This window comes from Roseivivax halotolerans, from assembly GCF_900115815.1.
GTDB classification, from domain to species: domain Bacteria; phylum Pseudomonadota; class Alphaproteobacteria; order Rhodobacterales; family Rhodobacteraceae; genus Roseivivax; species Roseivivax halotolerans.
Genome location: NZ_FOXV01000009.1, coordinates 31,882 through 48,782 on the forward strand (window position 1 = coordinate 31,882; position 16,901 = coordinate 48,782).

Below are 16,901 nucleotides of genomic sequence, written 5' to 3' on the forward strand. Positions count from 1 at the left end.
CAGCGGACGCCATAACAATAAAGGAGGCCGAGATGGATATCCTGACGGTCGATACGCGACCCATCGACGGACAGAAGCCCGGCACGTCGGGCCTTCGCAAGAAGACCCCCGTCTTCATGGAGCGCCATTATCTCGAGAATTTCATCCAATCGATCTGGGACGGGATCGGCGGCGTCGACGGCAAGACGCTCGTTCTCGGCGGAGACGGCCGCTACTTCAACGATCGCGCCGCGCAGGTCGTGTTGCGGATGGCGGCCGCGTCGGGCGCTGCGAAGGTCATCGTCGGGCGCGACGCGCTTCTGTCGACCCCGGCGGCTTCCAATCTCATCCGTCAGCGGCAGGCCGATGGCGGGATCATCCTGTCGGCCAGCCACAATCCCGGAGGCCCCGAAGAGGATTTCGGCGTCAAGTTCAACACTGCTAACGGCGGCCCCGCCCCGGAAAGCGTGACCTCGAAAATCTTCGAAGCGACAAAGTCTTGCGTTCGCTACTTCATCCTCGAAAGCCAGGATATCGACCTCTCCGCGCCGGGTGAAACGCGCCTGCACGAGACCGTGGTCGAGGTGGTCGATCCGGTCGAAGAATACCGCGCGATGATGGAGCGGATCTTCGATTTCGGTGCGATCCGCGCGCTTTTCGAGAGCGGCTTCACCATGCGCTTCGACGCAATGCATGCTGTGACCGGCCCCTATGCAAAGGCGATCTTCGAAGATGCGCTCGGGGCGGCAGCCGGCAGCGTCGTCAACGCAGATCCCAAACCCGATTTCGGTGGCGGCCATCCCGATCCGAACCCGATCTGGGCCAAGGCCCTCATGGACGAGATGCACGGACCCGATGCCCCGGATTTCGGTGCGGCCTCCGATGGTGACGGCGATCGCAACATGATCGTCGGGCGGAATTGCTACGTCACACCTTCGGACAGCGTCGCAGTTCTGGCAGCCAATGCCACGCTCATACCGGCCTACAAGAACGGACTGAAGGGCGTTGCCCGCTCCATGCCGACCTCCCGCGCGCTCGACCGGGTGGCGCTCCGCACCGATCTCACCTGCTACGAGACGCCGACCGGCTGGAAATATTTCGGCAATCTCCTCGACGATGGTCGCGTGACGATCTGCGGCGAGGAAAGCGCCGGTACGGGCTCGGACCATGTGCGCGAAAAGGACGGGCTCTGGGCCGTGCTCTTCTGGCTCAACATCCTGGCCGAAACGCGCAAATCGGTGGCCGAGACGATGCGCGATCACTGGTTTGAATACGGGCGCAACTACTATTCCCGACACGACTATGAAGGCGTGGACAGCGCCGCCGCCGAAGGGCTGATGAACGATCTGCGTGCCAAGCTGCCGGAGCTTCGGAACAGCGATGCGGGTGGCCTGATGATCGAGAAGGCCGACGAGTTTTCGTATCACGACCCCGTCGATGGAAGCACTGCCGAGGGTCAGGGCATTCGTTTGACGCTCGCCGAGCAGGGCCGCATCGTCTTCCGCCTGTCGGGCACCGGCACCTCGGGCGCGACCTTGCGCGTCTATCTCGAGCGTGCGGAGACCGATCCCGAACGGCTTGATCTCGCCCCCGAAGAGGCACTCGCCCCGGTCATCGCCGCCGCCGAGGCGGTTGCCGGGATCAAGGACCGCACGGGTCGCGACGCCCCGGACGTGACCACCTGACAGACAAAAGGAGCCGCGCATGGCGCTTGCAGACGAGATCACATTCGACGAAGCCCTGTCAGAGGAGATGGCCGCTGCCGCGGATCAGGCCTTGATGACGGCGGAGACGCGCTTTGCCGGAGAACAGATCGTCGCCCGCAGTCTCGGCGCGCATGTGGACGAGGCTCGCATCGCGCGGTTCGGCTTCTGGGTTCCCGAGCTGCAGGATGCGCGCGTGCCCTCGGGCGACATCTTCCTCGAAGTGCTGCGCCCCACCGAGCCGCTCGATCTCACCCGCTCGCATCAGGACGTCACCTTCGAGCGCATCTATATCCCGGTGATCCGCACCGAGGTGCATTGCTTCGTTGCGGTCCGGGGCATGCGCGCCGGCACCCGAGACGCGATCGGCGATTTCTACGCGCTCTGCTGGCGCGACGCGGAGGATGGCTGGCACCGCATCCTCGACCCGCTCGCCATATCCTTGCCCTTTGGCGCGATGGCACCGGCGGAGCTCTATGACGTCGATGCGATGCTCGGCGCGCGGGGCGATACCGAATATTGGCAGGCGCTCGCCGGTGAAACGCCGCACAAGTTCGGCCCGGTGACGAACATCCTGCAGATCCATGTGCCCACCGCGACAGGCGGCGGCACGCTCGCCTCGCTCACGCGCCAGTTCGAACGTCTGGCCGCACGGATCGAAGCGGACCTGCCGCTCGAGCCCTCCGATATGCTCTTTGCAGGCTATGAGGGCGTGCAGCTCCTGCCCGTGGAGCCGACCACCGTCTACGAGACCGGCCCGGATTTCTGGGAGGAGAGCGACGGCAATGACACGAGCGTCACAGTCTCGCTCCTCCGGCCCAATACGACCAACTGGGGATACGACAACGTCATCGCCGGAATGGCGACGGTGAACCCGGTGCTGCTCGAGACGGGACGCCCCGATGAGCTTGTCGATCTCGCCGCTGTTTTGCACAATTTCCCGGGCGGGCCGAAGCGGCTCGTCTTCGACGTGGTCTACGGCCATTCGGACAATCAGGGCCTGCGCGTCCTCAGCGGACATTTCTTCGCCGGGCCGAACATGTACGGCCAGAACCTCGACTACCAGAACCCCGCCGTGCGGGCGATCCTGCTGGAGATGCAGCGGCGCAAGGTCAATTTCGGCGCCGATGGCGTCCGCGTCGATGGCGCGCAGGACTTCAAATACTGGGATGCGACCGCGCAGGTGCTGCGCCATGACGACGAGTACCTGCAAAGCATGGCCGACATCGTCCAGGACGTTGCGGGCACGTCCTACCGTCCGTGGATCATCTTCGAGGATGGCCGGCCTTGGCCGGAAGAGGACTGGGAGCTGTCCTCGACCTACCGCTCGGTGATCGAGAGCCAGCGCGACGACGACGTCTTCCAGTGGGGCCCCCTGACCTTCGCCCACAATACCCCGTTCCTCTACACGTTCTGGCTCGGGAAATACTGGCGGATCCGTGAGTGCCTGAACGTCGGTTCGAACTGGATCTCGGGCTGCTCGAACCACGACACGCTTCGCCGGGGCACGCAGGTGAGCCCGAAGCTCAACGTGAACACCCGCCTCGGCAACACGCGGATGGAGATCCTCGACAAAGCCTATGACAATCCCGCGGCGCATACGCTGACCTATGTTGCACTGCCGGGCGTGCCGATGGATTTCCTCAATGCGATGGCGCGGGCGTCTTGGGGCTTCGTACGCAACCAGGACGACAAATACGGCGTCAAGGTCGTGGCCGAAGAGGCGATCTCGCTCCGCTGGCAGGTCGATGAATATTCCTACTCGATCCCCGGCAACTTCACCCGTCTGAAAGCGCTTGGCTACGAGACGCGCGAGGACCTGTCGCGATTCCTGACCTTCCTGCCCGCGCTGGTCGAGGTGACCGATTACGACCTTGAGGACATCGCCCGGCTTCTCAACACGACCGAGCCCAAGCTCGCCGGGCCGCAGTATACCGTGGACAGCCTCAAGGAGATCGCGCGCGCCTGGATGGATGACATGCACGAATACTGCAACATCACCCATTCGCTCGGCGGCCTCGATCCGGTGCAATGCAATTTCACGCATGATCTGCGCCGGTTCCGCGCCGCCCGGCCGTGGCTCAGGGACAATTACGGACAGAAGGATCACTTCTCCTATCTCGAGCCGCTCGTAGGGAGGACGATTTTCACCTCGCTCCGGCATGGCCCCGATGGTGAGCAGGTCTATTCGGTGATCCATATGGAAGGGAAGGAGACCGGCGATCTCGATCCGCTGCGCCTTGGCGTGCCCGGCACAGAAGGGTTCGGCTGGGAGCTTGCCCTTGCCTCTCCGGGGATCGGCAAGGATTACATCTCGGGACCACTGATCCTGAAGGATTCGATGGCGCTCGTCTTCACGCGTAAAGATTGAGCGCGCTCTTCCCATGATCTGGCCGGAAATACTTCGGAGAGCGCGAGAGGCAGCGCCTCTCGCCCGCCCCTCGGGGCGGCCTCAGAGCGCCACCCGGTGGGCCTCCTGCCCTTTGAACCCGGTGGGCACCGCGAAGGTGACACCCGCAAGCTGGTCGTCCTCCGGCGCGTTCTTCGCAGCCGAGGTGACATAGAGCGTCGCGAAATCGGGTCCGCCGAACGCGGGGCACGAGACTTGTCCCGCCGCAAGACCGATCGCCGTCATGAATTGCCCGTCGGGATTGTAGCAGGCGACGCGGCCTGCCCCCCATTGCGCGTTCCAGAGATTGCCTTGCCGGTCCACGACGGACCCGTCGGGGTTGAGGCTCTCCTGGCCCAGGTCGACGAAGACATCCGGCTCGTCCGCCGGCCAGCCGTCTTCGTCGAGTGTCACACGCATAATCTTCCGTGTCGGGGTGTCCGCGAAATAGGCGTAGGCCCCGCCCGGCGCGAAGGAGATCGAGTTCGGGATCGACAGATCTTCGTAGAGCGCGCGCAATTCGCCCTTGTAGAAACGATAGATCGCGCCGCCCGCGCCGTCCTCGTCCTTGCGCATGGTCGAACACCAGAACCCGCCCCAGGGATCGGCGCGCCCGTCATTGGACCGGAACGCATCGCGATCCGACTCAAGCGCAATGACATCCTCTTCCTCCTCGCGCGCCGTATCGAAAGTGAAGAGCCTCGTCTCAGAGGCGATGAGCAGTCGCCCCTGGTCGATCCAGCCCGCCGCCGAGACCATCTCGTCGAACCTCCAGTCGCGCTGACCAGTCCCGTCATGGCGAAAGAGTCGCTTGCCGAGGATGTCGAACCAGTAAAGCGCGCCCTCCTCCGGGTGCCAGAGCGCCCCCTCGCCCAATTGGCAGACGGTATCGCTGAAGATCATGATGCGCTCCTCTCCTAGCCTCGGAGCGCAGCTTGGGGGAAAGCGCGGGGCGATGCCACCCCCGGTGCGCGTCAGGTCATGATTGGCAGATCGAGCGTGGCCCGATCAGGCGCCTCAGGTGAGCGCCGTCTCGATGCGTGCCACGTCACCATCGGCAGCCGCTTCTATATGGCCCGCCATGAAGCCAATGCCGATCAGCGCGGCAAGGAGCGTTGCCTTGCAGAGTGTGAAATCACGCCGCGGAAAGGCGAGAGATTTGCGAGTAGCCTTGATCGACATGGCGCATCTCCTTTCAGGTATCGCGCAAAACTAAACCGAACAGTTCAAAGGATGCCGCGCAATCCTGTTTCACGCAAGTCACGTTGTCTCGTCTGGCTGCAACATCGGCGCACATCTGCCGTGCGATCGCGCTTGATCCCATCCGAGACGCGGTGCTAGATGGCGTTCGCGTTGCGGGTGTAGCTCAATGGTAGAGCAGCAGCTTCCCAAGCTGACGACGAGGGTTCGATTCCCTTCACCCGCTCCAAGCCTCCCCTTCAGATCCGACGTCGCAATGCCGCAACGCGCTCGCGCACCTCTTGGCTTGCGGGACCATGGCGCGGCACGTCCCGCATGGTCGACAGCAGCGCCTCGCTCGGCTTGCCCGTGCGCGACCATGACAGCGCTTCAAGCACCGCGCGCGCCTCGGCAGGCAGGTGATCGGGGATCTCGCGGTTCGACAGCGTCGCCCAGATGCCCGTCCAGAGCCGCGCGACCGTCCAAGGATTGTAGCCGCCGCCGCCCGAGACGATGAGGCGCGGGCTGAGCGGACGCAGCGCGGCGGCAGCACGGAAATGCGCGTTGTTCGACATCGCAAGGCGCGAGAGCGGATCTTCGAGCACCGCATCCGCGCCGCATTGCAGGAAGATCGCCTCGGGCCGGAAGACGTCCGCGAGAGGCAGGATCAGCTCTTCGAGCGCGTGCTCGAAATCGCCGTCATGCGCCCCGCGAGGTAGCGGCAGGTTGAGCGCCGCCCCCTGCCCGTCCTCTTCGAGTTTGCCGGTAAACGGCCAGCGGTTCTCTTCGTGGAGCGAGATCATACGAACCATCTCCGAGCCCGCGAACGCCGCCTCCACGCCATCGCCGTGATGCGCGTCGATATCGACGTAAAGAATGCGTGTCAGACCCATCGCGAGGAGCCGCCGGATCGTCAGGACCGGCTCGTTGAGATAGCAAAAGCCCGCAGCGCGGCCGGGAAATCCGTGATGGGTGCCGCCGCCCGGATTATGCACGACACCGCCCTGCGCCACGAGTTCGGCAGCCAGGAGCCCGCCGCCCGCGGCCGTTGCCGGGCGGCGATACATCTCGGGAAAGACCGGGTTCGACAGGGTGCCGAGACCGTAAGTTTGCCGCTCCTCTGGCGGCACCGACTGCCGCGCCTCCGCGCGCATCAGCGCATCGACGTAGTCGGGCGTGTGAAACGCCGTCAGCGCGGCGGGCTTGGCGCGCGGGCTCGTGCGGTACTGGCTCTCCGGCAACCAGCCGAGGGCGCGTCCGAGGTCGATCACTGCCGGTACCCGCTCGATCGACAAAGGATGCAGCCGCCCGTAGCGGGAGCCGCGATAGATGTTCGATCCTATGAAATACGTCTTCCCCATGCCGCCCTGCAGTTAAGCCGGCTTTGCAAAGCGCCAAGGGCGGGATGGATTGCAGGCCTCGCAAATTGCGCCTAAGCCCCGCTCATGCCCGCCTTCCCGGACACTCGCACCCTGCTTCTGACCGCCGCGCTCATCGCGTTCGGTGCGCTTGGTGGCGCGATGGCGGCCTGGGCGCATCTGCCGATGCCCTGGATGCTGGGCGCGCTCGGGGCTTCGGCACTGGCGGTCATCGCCTTCCAGGACGGACCGCTTCGGGACTACCACTTTCCCAATCCTCTCAGGATCACCTTCATCGCGCTCATCGGCGTGATGATCGGCACGCAGGCCAGCCCCGAGCTTCTGCGCGATCTCGCCGCGCTGCCGGTGGCCCTCGCCGGTATACTCGTTTTCATTCTCGTCGCGCATGGCGGCAACACGCTGATTTTCCACAAGCTCGGCGGCTACGACCGGGCGACGGCGTTTTTCTCGGGCACGCCAGGCGGGCTGCTCGAATCCATCGCGCTTGGCGAGGAGGCAGGCGCCGATGTCCGCATCCTTACGCTTCAGCAATTCCTGCGGATCATCTTCGTGGTGACGCTGGTGCCGACCGCCTTGTCGATCTGGATTGGCGCGCCGGTCGGCAGCGCGGCAGGTGTCGCGCCCAATGGCGGCATTCCGCCTGAGACGAAGGATTTCGTGCTGATGGCAATTGCGGCGGCGGCAGGACTCGCAATGGCGCGCGTCATTCACATGCCTGCGGGTCATATCATCGGGCCCTTGCTCATCACCGCCGGTTTCAGTCTGGCCGGGGTTATCGAGTTGCACCTGCCGTTCTGGCCCATCGCCGTGGCGCAGGTCGTCGTGGGCACGAGCCTTGGACTAAGGTTTCTCGGGATCACCGCGTCGCATATCCGGCGCGGCGTCGTGCTGTCGGCCCTGTCCGTGGCCTTCATGTTGATCGTCGGCGCGCTCTTGTCGCTTGCCTTGGCGCGGCTGACAGGCATGGAATTGATGCAGCTTCTTCTCAGCTTCGCGCCGGGCGGCGTGACGGAGATGTCGCTGATCGCGCTGTCGCTCGCGGTGAACCCCGCGCTCGTCAGCCTCTTTCACGTTTTGCGAATTCTCATGACGGTCGGAACGCTCGCGCTGACTGCCCGCTGGTTCGGGCTTGCGGGTCCGCGCGGCTAGCCGCCAGCCTTTTCCTCAAGCACGAGCCATTCCTCCTCCGCCGCTGACAGCTTGTCCTGCCGTTCGGACAGCGCTTCGGTGGCCTTGCGGAACTTGACGGGCTCTCGCTCGTAAAGGCCGGGATCGGTCAGGAGCTGGTTAAGCTTGCCGATCTCCGCTTCGAGCCGTTCAATGACGCCCGGCAATTCCTCGAGCCGGTGCTTCTCGGAAAAACTCAGTCCTGACTTGCCGGGTTTCGGCTTCGGCTCTGCCTTCTTCGCAGGCTGCGCTTTCGGGGCCTCCGGCGCGGCTGTGGTCTCGCCGCGCTGGCTGCGGTAATCAGACCAGCCGCCCGCATAGACCGTGGCGCGCCCGTACCCTTCCATCGCGACGGTGGTCGTCGCGACGCGATCAAGAAAATCTCGGTCGTGGCTGACCAGAAGGACCGTGCCGTCGTAATCGCCCAGGAGATCCTGCAAGAGGTCGAGCGTCTCGATGTCGAGATCGTTCGTCGGCTCGTCGAGCACCAGCAGGTTCGATTCCCGCGCCATGATCTTGGCGAGGAGCAGCCGGGCCTTTTCGCCGCCCGACAGAGAGCGCACGGGCGCGCGCACGCGCCGCTCATCGAAAAGGAACTCCTTGAGGTAGCCGACGACGTGTTTCGGCTCGCCGCGCACGAGGATCTGGTCGGCTTTGCCGGAGACGCGCATTTCGGGATCGCCGGTAAGGTTCTCCCAAAGGCTCATCTCCCCATCGAGCCGCGACCGCGACTGATCGAAGATCGCCGGCACGAGGTTGGTGCCGAGTTTCACGTCGCCGGTATCTGGCGTCTCTTCCCCGGTCAGCATCTTTATGAGGGTCGTCTTCCCGACGCCGTTGGGGCCGACGAAGGCCACCCGGTCGCCGCGCTGGATGCGGATCGAGAAGTCCTTGAGGATCGTCTTGTCGTCGAAGGACTTGGCGATACCCTCGGCCTCGATCACCTTCTTGCCGGAGCTCGGCCCCGAGGCGAGATCCATCGCCGCCGTGCCCTGCCGCCGGATCATCGCCGCACGTTCGGCGCGCAGATCCTGCAGCGCGCGGACCCTACCCTGGTTGCGCTTGCGCCGAGCGGAGATTCCTTCGACGGCCCAACGGGCTTCGGCCTTGATCTTGCGGTCCATCTTGTGGCGCTGCTGGTCTTCTTCTTCCCAAACCTTGTCGCGCCAGGCCTCGAAATGCTCGAAGCCCTGCTCGGCCCGCCGCACCGCGCCCCGGTCGATCCAGAGCGTCGCGCGCGTCAGCTCGGACAGGAAACGTCGGTCGTGCGAGATGAGAACGAAGGCCTTACGCGTCGATTTCAACTCGCGTTCGAGCCAGCCGATCGCCTCGATATCAAGGTGGTTCGTGGGCTCGTCGAGCAGCAGCAGCTCGGGATCCTCGGCCATGAGCTTGGCGAGCGCGGCGCGGCGGCGCTCGCCGCCCGACGCCGTCTCTACCGGGCGCGCGGGGTCGAATTTCAGCCCTTCCGACGCGGCCTCGACGCGGTACATCTCGGAGGCGTCCAGTTCAGAGACCGCGAAATCGCCAAGCGTCGCGAAGCCGGTCAGATCAGGTTCCTGCTCCATGTAGCCGACGGAGATGCCGGGCGGTACGACGCGCGTGCCGTCGTCGGCCTCCACGAGACCGGCCATCACCTTCATCAGCGTCGATTTGCCGGACCCGTTCCGCCCCACGAGCGCAACGCGGTCGCCCGGCTGCACGACGAGACCGAGATCCGAAAAGACGGGCTCACCTCCGAAGGTGAGCGAGATGCCCGAGAGCTGAAGAAGCGGTGCCTGTGCCATGATGGGCGCGATATGGCAGCCGCGGCGCGGCCCCGCAAGGGCGAAGACGTCAGCCTGCCGCGGCCCTCAGCGCCCGCTTGCGCGCAGGCGGGATGCGCCCGATCTCGACGCCGGTGAAGACGTGCAGCGTGTTCATCTCCTCGTCGATCACCGCATGGTCGCTGACCCATCCGCCCATCGCCAAATACGTTTTCAGCAGGGGCGGCATTCGGCGCATCGCCTCGCGCATGTCAGGCACGCGGGCCAGCTTGCGGGCGAAGGGAAAGATCTTCGGGGCCTTGATCCGCGGAAGCCATCGGGGCGGTGCGAGATGCCGTGCCTTTAGCGCCGCGAATGCGTCGAGGTAGGCGGTCTCGTCGGTGCCGGCGAAGGAAGCACAGCCGAACAGAAGCTCGATTCCCGCCTCGTCCACATAAGCCGTCAGCGCCCCCCATGCGATGCGCTGGATGTCCGGGTCGCGCGCCTCGGGCGCAATGCAGAACCGGCCCATCTCGACGAGCGGGCCGTTGAAATCTGCCAGCGCCGACAATTCGTAGAACTGCGCCGAATAGGACCGGTCGATCTGATCGCCGCGTGCCAGCGGCAGAAGCCGGAAGCAGGCGACAAGTGCACCGGTCTCTCGGGTCTCGATCAGGATGTGCAGGCACCGCGCGTCATAGGCATCCGCGTCGATCCCTTCGGCCCCGCCCTTGAATGCGCGATGGCGCATGCGCTGCGCCGCCTCGACATCCGCCGGGGTGACCGCCTGACGCGCACGGTAGCGGCCCTTCTCGAGGTGTATTTCAGCCGTAGATATGGGCCGATCGCCCGCTCCGACCTTGCCTTCGACGAGATCGGGCGAGCGGGACATGGCCTTATTCTCCGATAAGCCCTGCCGGGTTGAGCGAGCCGATATTGCCGAAGAGCTTGCGGATGAAGCCGATATCCCCGCCGGCCGTATCGGTGACGCGCCGCGAGATCGGCACGACGCGGCCGGCTTCAAGGCCGTAGCGTTCGATGTTGGAGACGACGCCATCCTGCGTGAAGGAGATCGCGACGACCTCGCGCTCGACGACTTCGGGCTTTTGCCAGGCGAAGTGGCGCATGGTCGAGCCGACCCAGTAATAGGCACTGTCCGACAGAACGCCTGATGCGGTCGGCACGCCCACCGTCTCTTCGACCGTCGCGCGCGTGTCGATCCCGGGCACGATAGCCTGAAGATCCTCTTCTGGCGGAACATAGCCATGATTGCGGAAATCGGCGGTGCAGGCCGCAAGCCACGTTGCCGCTCCTGCGCACAAAAGGAAGGCGGTGCGCCGTGCCCGCGATTGGCTACCCGTCATTGCGTCCCTCTTGCCTTGGCCCCTTTGCGCCTTCTATCCCGCTTACATAAGGTCGCTCCGGCAATCAAGCCGGTGCAACCCAACACGAATCCGATCAGGAGCTTGCACGCCATGCCAGATCCCGAAGCCGCGCCGGGCCCCTTCCGGGTCGCAGCGCTCGCCACCCGCGCGCCGACCGCCTTCGCACTCTCTCCGGGTGCCGAGGAACGGGCCGGCATTGCCGAGACGCTTGGCTTTCTGGCCGTGCGGAAGCTCGTCTTCACCGGAGAGATCAAGCCGCTCGGGAAGCATGGCTGGCGGCTCGAGGGTCAGCTTGGCGCGACGGTACAGCAATCCTGTGTCGTCACGCTCGCTCCTGTTACGACCCGGATCGACACGCATGTGGAGCGGACCTTTCGGCCCGAGACGATGATGGACACGCCCGATCCCGGTACGGAAGTCGAGATGCCCGAGGACGAGACCGTCGAGCCGCTCGGAGAGGTGATCGATCCCGCCAGCGTGATGATCGAGGCACTCTCGCTCGCCGCACCGGATTATCCGCGCATCGAGGATGCCCCCGAGGCCAGCGCCGAGGCGCGGCCCGATGGCGCTGAGCCGATCCGCGAGGAAGATACCAAACCCTTTGCCGGTCTGGCCGATCTCAAGCGGAAACTCTCCGAAGGCGACGCGGATTAGGCCCAGATTTCCCTTGCGTTCGCAGTGTTCCTGACTATGTTCGCGCCTTCTTGCGAATTCCGGGTTGCCAGCGGGCGGTGATAGGGACTATCAGCCCGCCAGAATTCCCGACACCACGCCGGGCACAGATCTGCCCGCATACAATATTGAGGTTGAGACATGGCCGTCCAACAGAACAAGGTTTCCAAGTCGCGCCGCAACAAGCGCCGCGCTCACGATTCCCTGAACCCGGCAAATCCGAACGAATGCGACAATTGCGGTGAGCTCAAGCGCCCGCATCACGTCTGCCCCGCCTGCGGCCACTACGCAGAGCGTGAAGTCGTCTCCGTCGCTGACGAGATCGATCTGGACGAAGACGCAGCCTGAGCGCATCTGAACCGGCGAAAGGCCCCACTCCATGACCTCCCAGCAGGATCAGCGGATGACGGGCACTTCCGGGGTGGTGCTTTCCATCGACGCGATGGGCGGAGATCAGGGGCCGGCGGCGGTTGTCGCCGGTATCGCTGCGTCTGCCGAGAAGAACCCCGAGGTCCGCTTTATCCTGCATGGCGATTCCGCTGTGCTCGACAAGCTTGTCGCGAAATCGAAGCCCCTCGCCGGGCGCTGCGAGATCCGCCATGCGGATGGGGTCGTCTCGATGGACGACAAACCGAGCCAGGTCATGCGGCATGGCAAGGGCACGTCGATGTGGTCCGCGCTGGAATCGGTGCGTGACGGCGAAGCGACGGTTGCGGTGTCCTGCGGCAACACAGGCGCGCTGATGGCGCTGTCGATGGTGCGGCTGCGCAAACTTCCCGGCGTCAGCCGTCCGGCCATCGCGATCCTCTGGCCCTCACGCTCGCCGCAAGGCTTCAACGTCATGCTGGACGTGGGCGCGGATATTCGCGCGGACGCCAAGGATCTTCTGCAATACGCGCTGATGGGCGTGTCTTACGCGCGCAACGGGCTCGCGCTCGAGCGGCCGCGCGTCGGGCTTCTGAATGTCGGCACCGAAGAGCACAAGGGCCGGTCGGAGCTTCACGACGCGCATCAGCTCATCGGCCAGACTGCCGAGGATGCCGAGTTCGATTTCGTTGGTTTCGTCGAAGGCGGCGACATTCCGGGCAATGCCGCGGATGTGATCGTGACGGACGGCTTCACCGGCAACGTCGCGCTCAAGACCGGCGAAGGCACGGCGAGCCTCATTCGCGATCTGCTGCGCGAGGCCTTCGCCTATTCGCCCCTGTCGCGCATCGCCTCGCTTCTGGCCTTTACCTCGCTCAAGCGCCTGTCCAAGCGGATCGACCCGCGCCGCGTCAATGGCGGCGTATTCCTCGGCCTCAACGGCACGGTGGTCAAATCTCACGGCGCGGCTGACGCGACCGGTATCTCGGCGGCGGTGAAACTGGCATTCCGACTGGCCGAATCGGGCTTCACGGATCGTTTGAAAGCGCGGGTTGCATCCGCGGCGGAGCTCGCAGAGGATGCCGTGCAATCTGCCGGTGAGGACGGGACCCATACATGACGCTGCGCGCCGTGGTGGCCGGATGCGGCCACTATCTCCCTGAACGTGTTGTCGAAAATTCCGAGTTCGAGAAAACTCTCGAGACGTCCGACGAATGGATCCGCTCGCGCTCCGGCATCGAGCGGCGGCACTTCGCAGCCGAGGGCGAGACGACCTCGATGATGTCCGAACACGCAGCGCGCGCGGCGCTGAGCGATGCGGGCCTCGTACCGGAAGATCTCGATGCGTTGATCGTCGCGACCTCGACTCCAGACCTCACCTTCCCCTCTTCCGCCACTATGGTGCAATCGGCGCTTGGCATGACGCGGGGCTTCGCCTTCGATGTCCAGGCCGTCTGTGCGGGCTTCATCTATGCGCTCGCCAATGCCAATGCGCTTATCCTTTCGGGCCAGGCCGAGCGGGTGATGGTGATCGGCGCAGAGACGTTCTCGAAGATCCTCGACTGGTCCGATCGCTCGACTTGCGTTCTTTTCGGCGATGGCGCGGGGGCTGTGATCCTCGAGGCCAAGATCGGAACGGGCAACGTCCAGGATCGCGGCATCCTCGCGACCGATCTCAATTCGGACGGCCGCTTCAAGGATATCCTGTACGTCGATGGCGGCGTCTCGACCAACACGACCGGCCATTTGCGGATGGAGGGCAAGGAAGTCTTCCGCCACGCTGTCGAGAAGCTCGCCCAGACCGCGACGACCTCGCTCGCCAAGGTCGGGCTGACGGGCTCGGATGTCGATTGGGTCGTGCCGCACCAGGCCAATATCCGCATCATCACCGGCACGGCAAAAAAGCTCGGTCTGCCGATGGAAAACGTCATCGTCACCGTGCAGGATCACGGCAATACCTCTGCCGCCTCGATCCCGCTGGCGCTCTCGGTTGGCAAGGCGCGTGGGCAGCTCAAAGCCGGCGATCTGATCGTCACCGAAGCCATCGGCGGCGGCCTCGCGTGGGGCTCCGTTGTTCTGCGCTGGTAGCCGCTTGAAATCCCGCGCCCAACCCCTTGATATTGACTCGGAAATTGAGGCGCGCCTAAACTCGCGAAAATGTTAACCTGGGGAATGCGCATGGGCGAGAAAACTCTGACCCGCATGGATCTGAGCGAAGCGGTGTTTCGCGAGGTGGGCCTGTCGCGCAACGAAAGCGCCGATCTGGTCGAAGCGGTGCTGCAATATATGTCCGATTCCCTCGTTGCCGGGGAGCAGGTGAAGATCTCGTCCTTCGGAACCTTCTCCGTGCGGGACAAGGCGGCCCGGGTCGGCCGGAACCCCAAGACCGGCGAGGAAGTGCCGATCCAGCCCCGCCGGGTTCTTACCTTCCGCCCCTCGCACCTGATGAAAGAGCGGGTCGCCGCGGGCAACAAAGGCTGACGCGAGACATGAGCAAATCCCCCGACGCCTTTCGCACCATCAGCGAGGTGGCGGAGTGGCTAGAAACCCCCGCCCATGTCCTCCGCTTCTGGGAAAGCAAGTTCACGCAGGTGAAGCCCGTGAAGCGCGCGGGCGGGCGGCGCTATTATCGTCCAGCGGACATGATGCTGCTCGGCGGGATCAAGAAACTCCTGCACGACGATGGCATGACGATCAAAGGCGTTCAGAAAATGCTGTCTGAACAAGGCATTCGCGCTGTTTCCGGTTTGTCGGCCACCCTGCCCGGCGAAAGCGAAGACGATTGGACGCTGGACGACTCCGCGTACGAGGACGCCGAAGAGACGGGCGCGGAGCAGATCGAGGAAGCGCCGTTCGTCGAGGCGGAAGCGCCTGCGTCAACTGTGGTTCCCTTTACGGGCTCCCTTCAAGAGACGCCCTCCGAGGCGGATGCCGCGCCAGAGACACCGCCGCAACATCCGCTGCCGCCGGAAGACACGGCACCCGCGCCTGAACCCGAGGAGGTGTCCGCAGATATCCCGGAAGCCGATCTGCCCGATCCCGACCGTGTGGAGACCGCCGAGGCGCTCGACAAGATCGCCGCAGAAACGGAAGACGGCGAGCCGGATGAGACGGTGAACCCGGCCCCGACAGACGGCCCCCTCTTCGAGACGCCTTCAGCGCTCGGGGAAGGTTTCGTCTCCGAGGAGACGCTCTCCGACACGTCCGATGCACCCGACCCTGCTCCGACCGATATGCCCGCAGACACGCATGTGGCAGAGCGCTCGGAGGAAGATACGCTTCTCGGCGACACGCCGGAATTCCTTGCCAAGCCCTTGGCCGAGCGCGGCGAAAGCGATGCGCCGGCTGTCGAGGACCAACCGACAGAGCCCGCGGAACCCGAAGCCGGCCCCCTCGCCTATATTGGCGCCTTGGGTTCGCTGACCGCGGCAGAGGCCGCGTCCATTGCGCCGCTCGTCGAGAAATTGCGCGCCCTCGGCACCGCTGCCAGATAAAGAAAAATCGCGCCGTAAGGGGTTGCGACGGCGAACAGATAGAGTATGACAGCGCGACAAGTCGGGCTATGGCGCAGCCTGGTAGCGCGTCCGTCTGGGGGACGGAAGGTCGCAGGTTCGAGTCCTGCTAGCCCGACCAGTTTTCACACAAAATCATGCAGTAACGCCGCTTAGGCGTTCCCTTCCTCGGCCTGTCATTGCTAGACAGGACCGAACGCGCGAGGGGACGAGCCGATGACGGGTGTGCTGGCCAGCCAACAGATCGAAGCGATGATCGCGAAAGGTGCGATCACGCCCGGTGCGCCCTTGGCCGAAGGTCAGGTTCAGCCTGCCAGTCTCGATCTGCGTCTCGGACATGAGGCCATCCGCGTGCGCGCCTCGTTTCTCGCGGGTGCGGGCCGCAACGTCGCAAGCCGCCTCGAGGAATTCGAGATGCACCGCGTCGATCTGTCGGGCGGCGCCGTTCTGGAAAAAGGCTGCGTCTATCTCGTGCCGCTTCTGGAACGCCTCGATCTGCCGGACGGCATTGCTGCGATCGCCAATGCCAAAAGCTCGACCGGGCGGCTCGATCTTCTGACCCGCACGATCACCGACGAGGGTATCGAGTTTGACCGCATCGCGCCGGGTTATTCCGGTCCGCTTTACGCAGAGATCTGCCCGCGCTCTTTCTCCGTTCTCGCGCGGACGGGCATGCGGCTCAACCAGATCCGCTTCCGAAACGGACGGTCTGTGCTGGACGATGACGAATTGCGAGCGTTGCACGAAGCCGAAACGCTCGTGAATGGCGGGCCCGCCCTCATTCGCGACGGGCTTGGCTTCTCGGTCGATCTGCGCCCCGGCGAAGACGATGACCTCGTCGGTTACCGGGCGAAGCCGCATACCGGCGTGATCGATCTGGATCGCCTTGGACATTACGATCCGGCGGAGTATTGGGAAGAGATCCGCACGCGCGAGGGCCGGATCATTCTCGATCCCGACGCCTTCTATATTCTCGTGAGCCGCGAAGCGGTCCACATCCCCCCCGCCTATGCTGCCGAGATGGCGCCCTATCTTGCGATGGTCGGGGAGTTTCGGGTGCATTATGCCGGTTTCTTCGATCCCGGTTTCGGCCATGCGGGCGCGGGTGGTACAGGATCGCGCGGCGTTCTCGAAGTGCGCTGCCACGAAGCGCCCTTCGTGCTGGAGCATGGGCAGATCGTCGGGCGGCTCGTTTACGAGCGGATGGACGAGGCTCCGGCACAGCTTTACGGCGCGGGAATCGCTTCGAACTACCAGGGCCAGGGCCTCAAGCTATCGAAACATTTCCGAGCTTGAGCGGGAACCGGCGCAGCGCGCTGGCTTGAAACCGCCCATTCTCCGCCGATCTCACCGGGATTGCGGAACGAAAACCCGCATTTGCAGCTTGTCTGTCCATCGCGGCCGCGACGGCCGATTTGCAGAATG

Annotated in this window: 16 protein-coding genes and 2 tRNA genes; 12 read left to right on the forward strand and 6 right to left on the reverse strand. The window is 64.5% G+C overall.

Translation table 11 applies throughout. The annotated features are described in order from the left end of the window. The first annotated feature begins 32 nt into the window (after positions 1 to 32). Both BM171_RS12880 and gghA read left to right on the forward strand, forming a co-directional pair. On the forward strand, positions 33 to 1,664 hold the full coding sequence (locus tag BM171_RS12880; protein WP_093013015.1) for an alpha-D-glucose phosphate-specific phosphoglucomutase: 1,632 nt from the start codon (positions 33 to 35) through the stop codon (positions 1,662 to 1,664). Positions 1,665 to 1,683: 19 nt separating this feature from the next. Further along, positions 1,684 to 4,053, forward strand: coding sequence for a glucosylglycerol hydrolase (gene gghA, locus BM171_RS12885; protein WP_093013018.1), 2,370 nt, complete (start codon positions 1,684 to 1,686; stop codon positions 4,051 to 4,053). Positions 4,054 to 4,134: 81 nt separating this feature from the next. On the opposite strand, the gene BM171_RS12890 is transcribed toward gghA, so the two are convergent. Then, positions 4,135 to 4,974 carry an SMP-30/gluconolactonase/LRE family protein gene (locus BM171_RS12890; RefSeq protein ID WP_093013021.1) on the reverse strand — a complete coding sequence of 280 codons (840 nt, stop codon included), beginning with the start codon at positions 4,972 to 4,974 and terminating at the stop codon, positions 4,135 to 4,137. 114 nt (positions 4,975 to 5,088) lie between these two features. Then, a complete protein-coding gene (locus BM171_RS18960) occupies positions 5,089 to 5,253 on the reverse strand; it encodes a hypothetical protein (protein ID WP_175497551.1) in 165 nt (54 codons plus the stop codon). Between the two features lie 173 nt (positions 5,254 to 5,426). Between BM171_RS18960 and BM171_RS12895 the strand changes: the two genes are divergently transcribed. After that, a tRNA-Gly gene (locus BM171_RS12895) sits at positions 5,427 to 5,500 on the forward strand. 10 nt (positions 5,501 to 5,510) lie between these two features. Here the strand turns inward: BM171_RS12895 and BM171_RS12900 are convergent. After that, complete coding sequence (locus tag BM171_RS12900) at positions 5,511 to 6,611, reverse strand: acetoin utilization protein AcuC (protein ID WP_093013024.1); 1,101 nt, start codon at positions 6,609 to 6,611, stop codon at positions 5,511 to 5,513. A gap of 84 nt (positions 6,612 to 6,695) precedes the next feature. On the opposite strand from BM171_RS12900, the gene BM171_RS12905 reads away from it, so the two are divergent. After that, a complete protein-coding gene (locus BM171_RS12905; RefSeq protein WP_093013027.1) occupies positions 6,696 to 7,778 on the forward strand; it encodes an AbrB family transcriptional regulator in 1,083 nt (360 codons plus the stop codon). On the opposite strand, the gene BM171_RS12910 is transcribed toward BM171_RS12905, so the two are convergent. From BM171_RS12910 to BM171_RS12920, 3 genes are read right to left on the reverse strand one after another with little or no spacing between them, the layout of a single operon-like run. Next, positions 7,775 to 9,583 carry an ABC-F family ATP-binding cassette domain-containing protein gene (locus BM171_RS12910; RefSeq protein WP_093013030.1) on the reverse strand — a complete coding sequence of 603 codons (1,809 nt, stop codon included), beginning with the start codon at positions 9,581 to 9,583 and terminating at the stop codon, positions 7,775 to 7,777. The genes BM171_RS12905 and BM171_RS12910 overlap by 4 nt on opposite strands. 49 nt (positions 9,584 to 9,632) lie before the next feature. After that, on the reverse strand, positions 9,633 to 10,433 hold the full coding sequence (locus BM171_RS12915; protein ID WP_093013033.1) for a GNAT family N-acetyltransferase: 801 nt from the start codon (positions 10,431 to 10,433) through the stop codon (positions 9,633 to 9,635). A 4-nt stretch (positions 10,434 to 10,437) separates the two neighbouring features. Next, positions 10,438 to 10,905, reverse strand: coding sequence for an outer membrane protein assembly factor BamE (locus tag BM171_RS12920; protein WP_093013036.1), 468 nt, complete (start codon positions 10,903 to 10,905; stop codon positions 10,438 to 10,440). 111 nt (positions 10,906 to 11,016) lie between these two features. On the opposite strand from BM171_RS12920, the gene BM171_RS12925 reads away from it, so the two are divergent. The 8 genes from BM171_RS12925 (at position 11,017) to BM171_RS12960 (ending at position 16,772) form a co-directional block, all read left to right on the forward strand. Further along, the gene (locus BM171_RS12925) at positions 11,017 to 11,580 is read left to right on the forward strand and encodes a YceD family protein (RefSeq protein ID WP_093013039.1); all 564 of its coding nucleotides are present in this window, start codon (positions 11,017 to 11,019) and stop codon (positions 11,578 to 11,580) included. A gap of 159 nt (positions 11,581 to 11,739) precedes the next feature. Further along, complete coding sequence (rpmF, locus tag BM171_RS12930; protein WP_093013042.1) at positions 11,740 to 11,946, forward strand: 50S ribosomal protein L32; 207 nt, start codon at positions 11,740 to 11,742, stop codon at positions 11,944 to 11,946. A gap of 31 nt (positions 11,947 to 11,977) precedes the next feature. Next, positions 11,978 to 13,084, forward strand: a complete 1,107-nt coding sequence (gene plsX, locus BM171_RS12935; protein WP_093013045.1) for a phosphate acyltransferase PlsX — start codon at positions 11,978 to 11,980, stop codon at positions 13,082 to 13,084. Then, positions 13,081 to 14,052: a beta-ketoacyl-ACP synthase III gene (locus BM171_RS12940; RefSeq protein ID WP_093013048.1), complete on the forward strand. Its 972-nt coding sequence runs from the start codon at positions 13,081 to 13,083 to the stop codon at positions 14,050 to 14,052. The genes plsX and BM171_RS12940 overlap by 4 nt, the downstream gene beginning before the upstream one ends. A gap of 90 nt (positions 14,053 to 14,142) precedes the next feature. Continuing rightward, positions 14,143 to 14,445, forward strand: coding sequence for an integration host factor subunit alpha (ihfA, locus tag BM171_RS12945; RefSeq protein WP_093013051.1), 303 nt, complete (start codon positions 14,143 to 14,145; stop codon positions 14,443 to 14,445). Between the two features lie 8 nt (positions 14,446 to 14,453). Next, a complete protein-coding gene (locus BM171_RS19240) occupies positions 14,454 to 15,458 on the forward strand; it encodes a MerR family transcriptional regulator (protein ID WP_245760262.1) in 1,005 nt (334 codons plus the stop codon). 62 nt (positions 15,459 to 15,520) lie between these two features. After that, positions 15,521 to 15,597 (forward strand) — tRNA-Pro (locus BM171_RS12955). Between the two features lie 95 nt (positions 15,598 to 15,692). Then, complete coding sequence (locus tag BM171_RS12960; RefSeq protein ID WP_093013054.1) at positions 15,693 to 16,772, forward strand: 2'-deoxycytidine 5'-triphosphate deaminase; 1,080 nt, start codon at positions 15,693 to 15,695, stop codon at positions 16,770 to 16,772. Positions 16,773 to 16,901: the final 129 nt, after the last annotated feature.